The organism is Alphaproteobacteria bacterium (genome assembly GCA_018662925.1).
In the GTDB taxonomy this organism is placed as follows: Bacteria; Pseudomonadota; Alphaproteobacteria; order 16-39-46; family JABJFC01; genus JABJFC01.
This window is the reverse complement of sequence record JABJFC010000042.1, coordinates 1-9,772: the sequence shown is the minus strand read 5'-3', so window position 1 is coordinate 9,772 and position 9,772 is coordinate 1. Positions and strand designations below refer to the sequence as shown.

Sequence of the window (9,772 nt, the reverse complement as noted above, 5' to 3'; positions counted from 1 at the left end):
TATAATGCCCCCCAGAAACCGGACCACTAGCTAAGTGAGACTTTTCCTCTATATTAGAGGAAAGGAAAAAAGGAATGACACGTCGTAAACATACCTCAACTTTTAAATCCCAGGTTGCCTTAGAGGCGATTCGTGGGGAAAATACCATTGCAGAAATTGCTTCAAGACATAATGTACACCCGGGGCAAGTTCAAAACTGGAAAGCTTCCGCGCTATCAAATTTCACAAAGCTCTTCGAGGGAAGTTCTAAACTTATCGATAATTCTGAGGAAAAGGTTTCCGTCTTGCAGCGTAAGGTTGGAGAGCTCACGATTGAGAACGATTTTCTAAAAAAAAGTTGCACGATCTCTCCCAAGAGGAGAAGCAAAAAATGGTAGACTTTAACAGCGTGAGATTGAGCGTTAGGCAACAATGCCAGATTTTGTCTGTGAATCGTTCTACGCTCTATTATAAGCCTCAAAACGTTTCAGATGCTAAGGATACAAGTCTTTCCAATGACATTCATCAGTTATGGCTTGAGATGCCCTTCTACGGCTACAGACGCATTACACATGAGTTACGTCGGCAAGATCACGATATTAATGAGAAGAAAGTTTTACGCTTGATGCGCGAAATGAATATACAGGCTCTCTATCCAAAGCCTCGTACAACAATACGGGATACGGGCCATAAGCTATATCCGTATTTATTGAAGGGCCTGGAAGTCACAGCTCCTAATCAGGTATGGGCAACAGATATCACCTATTTGAAGCTATCCTCAGGCTTTGGGTATCTCGTTGCGCTGATTGATGTTTATAGCCGCTACATTATTGCTTGGAGGGTCTCTAATACGATGGATACTTTTTTCTGCCTAGAGATGTTGGAAGAAGCTCTGGCATATGGATCCCCTGAAATACTGAATACGGATCAAGGGAGTCAGTTCACATCCAAGGATTGGATAACACGTGTGGAAGAGGCAGGTGTTAAGGTCAGCATGGATGGTAAAGGCCGATGGGTTGATAACGTGATCATAGAGCGGTTCTGGCGCTCATTAAAGCACGAGCACTTTCTCCTACACAGCTTTGACAACCTAGCCAAGGTTCGTCAGTCCCTCAAGGAATATATTGCTCTCTATAACCACCGGAGGCTTCATCAAAGCTTGGGATACAAAACGCCAGCTGATGTACATGGCATATCCCTTGTTGGAGGGAGACATCCCGAAAAACCGCATTTTTCTAAGCCTGCTGGGTATGTTGATAACTTTGAAGGAAAGTTACCAACATACCCACAGGCTCCACAGCAGCAACTGGATCAACCTATCAATTTGTAAGAAGGAGGAGTCTCACTTAACTCTTGTGATTTTTGGTCTAGACAGAGGGGGGCACTTTACTACAGCTAAAAAAAGGAGTGAATATGATGAAAAAAAAGCAAGAAACCGTGAAATATAGGTTAGAAGATCTTATTGTTGCAGCAGACGAGTCAGCCGTTAAGCTTGGTTCAATTCAAAATGGCAGTTGTGCCAACACTTGTACAAAATCTCTAAAGCAAAACCATAAGTCGTAATTTATATGGGACAGTTGCTTCGTAATGTATCCGAGCATGTCGGGGTCGCTGTCCACCCCCAGCATTATGTTGATTTTATTAGCAAAAAGGTTCAAGTGCCTTTTGTTGAGATACATTTAGAAAAGATTATTGATATTCCTCCCCCTTTTTTGAATGTGTTTGAAAAAATCAGAGATTTTTATAATTTGAGCTTGCATAGTGTAGGCTTTAGCATGGCAGGAGCTGATCCTGTGTCTAAAGAACAGCTGATAAAAGCAAAGAGAATTTTGGATTGGTTGAATCCTTCATTTTTCTCTGAGCATATAAGTTGGTCAGGTATAGATGGAAAATTCTACCCAGCGCCCTTTCCTTTTCCGTATAATTCAGAATCCTTAGATATAATTTGTCGAAACATTGATACTGTACAGAATTATTTGGGTATTCCATTATTAATGGAGAATTCTGCTAGTACATTCGCTTTTGACGAATCGACATACGAAGAGTGGGAATTTATTAATAAAATGGTTGAAAGAACTGGCTGTAAGATTCTGTTGGATATCAGTAATCTCCTTATATGTTGTAATAATTTTAAAAAGGATACTTTTGCTTACCTTAAGAACTTAAACAGGGATGCCGTTCTTCAGTACCACATTGCAGGTTATACCAAAAGCGAAGACAATTTATTAGTGGATTCTCATGACACTAATATTTCAAAAGAAAGTTGGGAACTATATGCGACGGCCATTAGTATTATCGGGAAAAAGCCAACTATAATAGAGTGGGATGGTTATCTTCCATCCATCAGTATTTTGGAAAATGAAGCAAAAAAAGCGCAGGCAATTGCCAATGACTATGAGAAGTTTATATCAAATACAGAATGACTTTCTAGAACGCCTATTCAGTGAGGAATCATTGCAGTCTGGAGAAAAGGTTTCTCTAGACACAGTGCAGAACCGAATTTATGCATTGCTGTCTCGTACATATAAAAACACTTTGGTTTCCATTGGAGAAAATGAGTTTCGAAGTCTTTCCAACGAATTCGTAAAAATATTCCCCCCAAAAACTCCTAGTTATCTGACGTATGGCATTGAGTTTCCAGACTTTTTGAAGCCCCGCTTACTTGAATTTCCAGACTTCATAGAATGTATAGCACGTTTTGACTGGGACTATGCATCTTCTTTAAGAGAAATTGCACCTGACATCCTCCCTCTTGACTCCCGCAAGCTTTTGAGTTTTCTCCGTAATAAAAAACAGATTCTTAAATTTCAGCCCTCAGTCAGACTCCGAAAGTATAAGTGTCCTGTTATTAATCTCATTCCAGATTTTGAAATAAACTCTTTTGATGATAAAAAACTAGAAAAAAATGTGAAGAAAAATGCAAAAAACAACTCTTCTGCTACACATTTATTATTTTATCGAAGCCAAAATGAAGTTTGTGTTTTTAGCGTTGATCAGTACGACTACACTTACTTAATGATGCTAAGCAAGGGTGGAACATGTTTTGAGGCACTTGAGTATACACAACGTCTAAAGGCTAACTACTGCCCATTAAAAATTCTTCGCTATTGCACATCTAAGAGTTTACTCTGTGCATGCTGCTAGTGCGGATGTGACAGAGCACCACTTTGAAACAGTTCAGTATTATTCTTATCGAGTAAGATCGAGCAATGGCCAAAAAGTTCACGAAAAACGTCTGAGCCTCTCGACAGAGCAAACTCAGAACTAGTACGAATATAGACAGTTGAGGGAAAAATTCTATCTGAAAGAAGACCAAAGCCAATCATCCTCATAATGTGACGAGTGGAGGATGTTAAATTTCTCCCCTACGCCGCCTTTTTATAAGACATCTCAGAATGCATTTTCTCTTTTTTCCGACTCTTAACCTTATAAACGGCTATAAATCCAACAATACTGGAAAACATAAGATATATGGCTGGCCCCATTTGGATTCCTTGATTCACCAGCGAAGTTACTATTAGAGGAGCCGTCCCTCCTAATACTGCAACCCCTAGTGAATAGCTGAATGCAGAGCCGCTATAGCGTTCCTCAGGTGGAAAAAGCTCCGGTAATACTGCGGAACAAGGGCCCACAAAGTAACTGCTTATAACACTCACAAGCACTTGGAATGCTAGGAGTGTGTAAATAGAGGTTGAGTTATGCGCCATTAAGAATGCAGGATAGGCTACGATCAGAGCTGCAGCTGCGGAAATGGCCATTAACTTGTATTTGCCAATTTTATCGGAAATGTATCCTGCTATCGGTAGCAGCAGAATCCAAAGCGCTATAATCCCAGTATTCCACGCTAAAATCTCAGTCGATTCGAGTAGAAAGCGTTCCTTTAAAACTGAGTTCATATATATAATAGCCAGATAGAATGGGGTAACCGTATTAACGCCAATACCGATACCACGAAGAATGCTGATTGGGCGCTTTCTGAGAACAGAAATAATTGGCAATTTTACGATCTTCCCCCTGCTTTTAATATCCTCAAACGCGGGAGTTTCCGTTAAATTCCTCCTTAATAAAAATATGCCTAAACCAAAAACACCCCCAACAATAAAGGGGATGCGCCATCCCCAGGACGGAAGGTCAGTTCTTGTGAATATACCTTCCCAAGAGTGTCCCAACAAGAGCCCCAACAAACCCCAGCGTAGCAAGCATACTGCCTGCAAACCCTGCTTGTTCCTTCTTAACATGCTCTCTAATGAAGATAGCCGCTCCACCGTACTCTCCCCCAACAGAAATCCCCTGAAGAAGGCGAAACAGGATCAACAAGATAGGGGCCGCGAGTCCAATGGTAGAGTATGACGGTAAGCACCCTATTCCCAGTGTGGGAATAGTAACTAGAGCTATAGAAAGCATAAAAGCGACCTTACGGCCATATTTGTCACCTAAATGACCAAAAACAATCCCTCCAAAGGGACGCATGGCAAAACCGGCTGCAAAAACAATAAAACTACAAATGGTTGCAATGGCCGGATTTTCAGCCGGAAAAAACATCGGCGCAAGGAGGACGGCAAAAAACCCATAAAGCGTCGTGTCATAATATTCCAAGATGTGTCCCGCGGATGTGGACAAAATAAGTCTATTAAATTTAAATTTTTTCATATCTGTATTCCCCATTTAAAACTTTCGTCAAAAACGTATATAGGAAAATTGGGCGTGTCTAGCAAAAACACCATTTAGATGTCCAATGCTATAGTCAGCAAGGAAGGAGAGCCAGATTACTTCCTGATATGATTGAATTTCTGGAAAGAACTTAGGACAAAAAAAAGTGCCTGAATTCATTCCAGGCATCCACAGCGTACGAGGTGACACATGAGAGTTTAAAACCAGCGCTGTTGAGAGCTCCATTTAGAAAATATGGATTTGTTTTATATGCTTTTTCATAAAAATTAGAAGCATGCCAATATTTTGGATGTACCTGTATTACTGTTTGCTAGCATTTATTACCAATTATGCCGGGCGGCTTCACCATCGATTCAATCACAACTAGCGCAATATATTAGAGTAAGCGTCCTCACGTGAGGCTAATATGTTTCTAAAACAGTTCTCTCTAGGAGTGCTAAGTTTTCAAGGTGCTTAATACAACGTTATTATCTTGAGAGAAAGAGAGCGCCTAGTAATGCGGACGGTGTTTCCGATAAAATCTGACTTGAATTGTATACCGGCATTGTGATATCACGCCTTTAATCGATGGTTGCCACATTTGTTTGTGTGTTTGAGCCTTATATGTTCATTAAAACAGAGAATAGGAGAATTCTGTTGTTACCAAAAAATATGGCTCCCATTGTTTTTCCTGGCAGCCTGGATACAATCGGTGACAGGATCCGTGCTGTCCGCACTTTTTGTGATCCTTCCAGAACGAGTTTTTGTAAAAAACATAACTTATCATCTATGAAACTTACGACATGGGAACTTGGACAAAATCGTCCCCGACAAGACGCCCTCTTGAGTTTACTAGAAGTGTTCAGAAACAACGGAGTTTTCTGTTCTACAAAGTGGATTCTCGAAAAACTCCCTCCTTCGCCAGTAGTTTTTTCTACAAAACCGCATGCTAAAACATGTTCTGGATATTCAACAACGCAGACTCTTTCTCAAGAAATCATCTTTTTTGAATCTCTTTCACCTTCTCATGTCGTTACGCAAGTTGAAGATGATGTGAATGCCCCATACATCAATAGAGGAGATATGGTAGGAGGTTTCAAGATCACCTCACAAAATGCCAAACTGTATTATGGGCGTCTCTGCATTTTCGACCACCCAGATCGGGAAGGATATACTGTTGTACGTATCCTATCTCCAGGAACAAAGGGACGCTACACCCTAACGGCAACAAACCTAAAAGACTGTGCTACTGAGCAACCTATTTTTTATGATTTTTCTCTAAAATTCTGTGCTCCTATCATCTGGCACAGAGCTGTCTTCTAAAGGGGAAATGTTTCGCAAAAAAAGAATCTAAGCGTTGAAATCCTCTACAACAATCCCTCAGAGAAGGACTATATAAAAATATGGGGCTACCTTAAATAAAGGCAACACCCCACCCCGAAGTAACATATGGAGGATGCTCTATTAACTACTTGAGAGGTAGAACTCAACATCCTTCAAATTGTAACTTTATTTAAAAACTTTTTTTATCAGCTATCTCGCCCCGATTGTCGAAAATAAAGGAGAGACATAATACCTCAATTTTTTTCTCTTGTAATAAAATTCAGATCAAAGAAACCGTGCTAAAAAACGTGAGAAAATAAGGGATTTTAAGAACATTTGACCACTAGAAAGGATTCCGTATACAAGTTTTTTTGAAATGTTATGAGCTTAAAATGAACTGCGTAATATACATAAAATGCAAAGATCTATCTCTTATAGAAATGCATAATATGTATACCTATTATCTCAAAATAATACTAACATACTGAAAATACTCATCTAAAATGAATAGATATTATATTGCGAATATGCTTTTAGTTTTAACTTATTAGCATATGCTTTGGTGATCATTTTTAGTGGGTTGTTATGGAGTTCCGGTATGAGCCATAATCGCAAATATGAAGTAAGAATATTACCTGAAAATAGAGAACTTTCAAAGGTAACCAAACACTTTTTTGCAATTGGTTTTAAGTACGTTTCCTTTGGGATCGTTACTTCTAGATGCAAGGCATCAATATATTCGTCAAATGATGAGTGGGGAGCAATATACCTAGAGAAAGGACTCTTTGAAAAAGATCCCTCCCTAGACATTTTAATGAGCACTAAACGCGTAATGTTTCCCTGGAGCAGTCTTGAGAAATCTGACGTGATTCGTATGAAACAGAAAGCTTGTGGGCTTGAAGATGGCATTTCTATATTTAGCCACTTTAAAGCCGGCGGAGGTGCAATCTTGGAGCTCGGCGTTGAGAATAAAAACGACATGAAAAAACTTGCATGGAATTTTCCAATAGCTGAGGTAAAAACTGGCATGGAAGAGTTTATGACATTGCATAAGAAATTTTTTGAGAAAGAGCACAACTACGAAAATACCTTGAACCACCGCTCGAGATTCGAAACAGAACCCATCATTAGAGTCGTTCCCAACCCAGTAGAAGGATATTCACTTGTCGGGTAGGTAATGATCTAAGTTTCATTTTGAACATTAATAATCTTGTAGTTGATATAGCATGACATCGCACACTATAAAGCTTTCTGATCCCCCGTGCTCTCATCTTAGATTGGTATCTATATAATCAAAACCCTGAAGCTTTCTTCAACAACTACCCGTTAACAACTTCAAGTTTCTGAGTCTCTGTCCCGGCCGCATCAGTCCCCTTAACATAAAAAGGTCGACCATCTTCATCCGTGTAATGCGTCCCTAGATCGGAATCGGGCACTTTCATCTTCTGAGGTCTATTGCGACTTGGAGGCACCAAACCTGTTCCTTGTTTTACGTTAAAATCATCATTACCGGGTGTTTTGTATTTCATCATTGAGTCCACTTCGAACGATAGCAAAAGAGTACAAACTGTTGCACCTCCAGCAAAAAAGTAAAATCTTTTTCTCATGACGACTCTCTTTCTTCTTATCTATTCTGCTCTGACTAAAGCGAAAAAACACAGCACGCATGAAACAATCTCTACGTTCAAGCTATTTTTTCATGGCAAACACCTCTTTTACTCGTAAAAAGCGGTCAAAAATAATAATCTCACTGTACAACAAATTAATGTATTGTCAATTTTCTAATGTTCTTTGTAGAGGAATAAGAAAAGATTATTGTATTTAGCCCACTTAATTCCTCTAAAGCTTTCGCTATAAAGACGCCTTCTCCATCTAAAGCAAATGAACGAAGTTGAGAAAAATTATTTTCTCTCCTAACATAAAACACTCTTCTCATCCAGGAAGTTAGCTTCGTTTAAAGGCTGATTGGACTTTATACAAAAAACCTTCAACTTCCTCCACCTCTTCAATAGATAGCGCAAAAGTGTAACTAGAATTGAATGATAAAATTAGGCATATTAAAAAATCGATGGAAATATTGCCGCATAAAATGGTATTTTAAAGTGATAAAACATTAAAAATCTAAAAACTAATTTTCTAAATAAACACACAGTATGCAGGGATTTGTTTTAGTGTGAAGTTTTATGATTTCTACTACCTGCAGTCACCCAACTCCTATCTCCAAAAACTGCTGGGTTTGGCATATAATCTCCATGCCCATCTGGAATTAAATAATGAGACTTAATAGCTCCCTCTCGCGCGACTCTATGCATTTCTATAATTTTTGGATCTGTGGGATTCAAGACAGCGTTCATTCTTTCTTTAAGTTGTTTCACTTGTGCTTTAGCCCATTCAGCTTGCTGCTTTCTAGCTTCATTTTTATCTGTAGACCATGTTGGAATCGTACTGTCGGCATTCGATGGACCCCCTAATCCTGAAGGGTTTACAAGCACAGAAGAAGTACGCTTTAGCTTTTCATCTTCAGATGTTCCGCTGGAATCTCCGCCCTGCGCATTCCCTAACGCAGAAAAACACAGCATGCACACGCCAACCATCAGCCTTAAACCAAAAATTCTCATAGCTAGCTCCTCTCTTTCACCAAAAACCTAATCAATTTCAACGAACTAAATATGTAATAATTTACCATATTATCATTGCACACAAGCCCCTACTATAGAAACAAAAAGTATAGAAATGGCTAAAAAAATGCATCCAGTAACTACAGTTGCCAGGCCTTGTACGCTTTTGAATTCGTGTTTCAGAAGAGGAACAAAATTCTGAACCCATCTTTGTAACGTTGACTGATCAATAAGAAGCATCACATATGGCTATCATTTCTTCTAGGCTACGACAGCTCAGGGAAAGTCGGCAATTCCATGTAAACAAACATCATAATGGCCTCAGGAGACGAGCAGAATTCCTTAAAAACAGCGTAGCAGTATTACGAAATTTGAAACACTTCATCCCCCACTGTTTTTGAGGAGTGTACCTACTTTACTCAAGTTATTCAACAGATGCGTCAGAACCTGCAATAGCTTCTTTTTTTCTTGAAAGAATACCAGTAAGAGTTTTTAGTGCAGTTTCTAGTACACCGATGGCATTAAAGTAGAGATTTCCAAGTTGATCGATTTTCGAAAGTAAAACTATTAATTTCTCGTTAGTTGCTAATGAGAAACCTTCTCTTGTCTCCTCTACATCTTCATTTTCTACCTGGCTTATTCCTGCTAGCACAGTTCCAATTATTTCTGCTCTTTGTTCAATCTGAAACGAAATTCTTTTATAGTCTTTTGTGGAGGATTCTAAAAATTCTCTTACTTTTCTTAAGTAGCTCAGTGAACTATCATCAAGAGTTGAGCCAGGTAACATCTCGAATAAATTTTTGCAGTCTCTTTGATACGTTGGAAGTTCTTCTGAATAACGTTGAAAATCCTTACTATAAAAATCAGGTGCAACAACTTGCTCAAGATTCTTGTCCATGATCTTCTTTGCTAAATACCGCATATGAACTCCCAAAATCCGCGATAGAAAATTAAATTTCTCCCTCTAGTGTGAAGGGAAGCAGTTTTTCCGATCGAGAGTGAATTTTTTTAGGTGTTAAATTTTTAAATTGACCCAAAGCGCTAAAAGTTATTCTAACCCTTGGTTTATATCCAAAAATTGCACAGAGCAGCCCATTCACTAAATAATAAGATGTAAGTATTCCCTGTAAGGCAATGGAACCAATTTAAGTGTAACCAGATAGAGCCGTTATGTTTAGCCTAATCTGTTGCATTTGCGAGTA

13 protein-coding genes are annotated in these 9,772 nt (G+C 39.0%); 7 read left to right on the top strand and 6 right to left on the bottom strand.

Annotated elements, in window-relative coordinates:
• Window positions 1-74: 74 nt before the first annotated feature.
• The 5 genes from HOL16_02660 to HOL16_02640 all read left to right on the top strand — a co-directional run bounded on the left by HOL16_02660 (window position 75) and on the right by HOL16_02640 (window position 3,123).
• On the top strand, window positions 75-377 hold the full coding sequence (locus tag HOL16_02660) for a transposase (protein MBT5389596.1): 303 nt from the start codon (window positions 75-77) through the stop codon (window positions 375-377).
• The gene (locus HOL16_02655) at window positions 371-1,309 is read left to right on the top strand and encodes an IS3 family transposase (GenBank protein ID MBT5389595.1); all 939 of its coding nucleotides are present in this window, start codon (window positions 371-373) and stop codon (window positions 1,307-1,309) included. The genes HOL16_02660 and HOL16_02655 overlap by 7 nt, the downstream gene beginning before the upstream one ends.
• An 86-nt stretch (window positions 1,310-1,395) precedes the next feature.
• Window positions 1,396-1,542: a hypothetical protein gene (locus HOL16_02650; protein MBT5389594.1), complete on the top strand. Its 147-nt coding sequence runs from the start codon at window positions 1,396-1,398 to the stop codon at window positions 1,540-1,542.
• A gap of 5 nt (window positions 1,543-1,547) precedes the next feature.
• Complete coding sequence (locus HOL16_02645) at window positions 1,548-2,402, top strand: DUF692 domain-containing protein (protein ID MBT5389593.1); 855 nt, start codon at window positions 1,548-1,550, stop codon at window positions 2,400-2,402.
• Window positions 2,374-3,123 carry a DUF2063 domain-containing protein gene (locus HOL16_02640; protein ID MBT5389592.1) on the top strand — a complete coding sequence of 250 codons (750 nt, stop codon included), beginning with the start codon at window positions 2,374-2,376 and terminating at the stop codon, window positions 3,121-3,123. The genes HOL16_02645 and HOL16_02640 overlap by 29 nt, the downstream gene beginning before the upstream one ends.
• Here the strand turns inward: HOL16_02640 and HOL16_02635 are convergent.
• The 3 genes from HOL16_02635 to HOL16_02625 form a co-directional block, all read right to left on the bottom strand.
• Window positions 3,120-3,311 (bottom strand): hypothetical protein, encoded by a 192-nt coding sequence (locus HOL16_02635; GenBank protein ID MBT5389591.1) that lies wholly within the window; start codon window positions 3,309-3,311, stop codon window positions 3,120-3,122. The genes HOL16_02640 and HOL16_02635 overlap by 4 nt on opposite strands.
• Before the next feature lie 33 nt (window positions 3,312-3,344).
• A complete protein-coding gene (locus HOL16_02630; protein ID MBT5389590.1) occupies window positions 3,345-3,977 on the bottom strand; it encodes an MFS transporter in 633 nt (210 codons plus the stop codon).
• Window positions 3,978-4,110: 133 nt separating this feature from the next.
• Entirely contained in the window at window positions 4,111-4,629 is a 519-nt protein-coding gene (locus HOL16_02625; GenBank protein ID MBT5389589.1) for an MFS transporter, read from the bottom strand.
• A 672-nt stretch (window positions 4,630-5,301) separates the two neighbouring features.
• Between HOL16_02625 and HOL16_02620 the strand changes: the two genes are divergently transcribed.
• Window positions 5,302-5,952 carry a hypothetical protein gene (locus tag HOL16_02620; GenBank protein ID MBT5389588.1) on the top strand — a complete coding sequence of 217 codons (651 nt, stop codon included), beginning with the start codon at window positions 5,302-5,304 and terminating at the stop codon, window positions 5,950-5,952.
• A 598-nt stretch (window positions 5,953-6,550) separates the two neighbouring features.
• Complete coding sequence (locus HOL16_02615) at window positions 6,551-7,126, top strand: hypothetical protein (GenBank protein ID MBT5389587.1); 576 nt, start codon at window positions 6,551-6,553, stop codon at window positions 7,124-7,126.
• 145 nt (window positions 7,127-7,271) lie between these two features.
• Here the strand turns inward: HOL16_02615 and HOL16_02610 are convergent, their stop codons facing one another.
• The 3 genes from HOL16_02610 to HOL16_02600 all read right to left on the bottom strand — a co-directional run bounded on the left by HOL16_02610 (window position 7,272) and on the right by HOL16_02600 (window position 9,492).
• Entirely contained in the window at window positions 7,272-7,559 is a 288-nt protein-coding gene (locus HOL16_02610; GenBank protein MBT5389586.1) for a hypothetical protein, read from the bottom strand.
• Window positions 7,560-8,120: 561 nt separating this feature from the next.
• Entirely contained in the window at window positions 8,121-8,570 is a 450-nt protein-coding gene (locus HOL16_02605; protein MBT5389585.1) for a hypothetical protein, read from the bottom strand.
• Between the two features lie 424 nt (window positions 8,571-8,994).
• Complete coding sequence (locus tag HOL16_02600; GenBank protein MBT5389584.1) at window positions 8,995-9,492, bottom strand: hypothetical protein; 498 nt, start codon at window positions 9,490-9,492, stop codon at window positions 8,995-8,997.
• Between the last annotated feature and the right edge of the window lie 280 nt (window positions 9,493-9,772).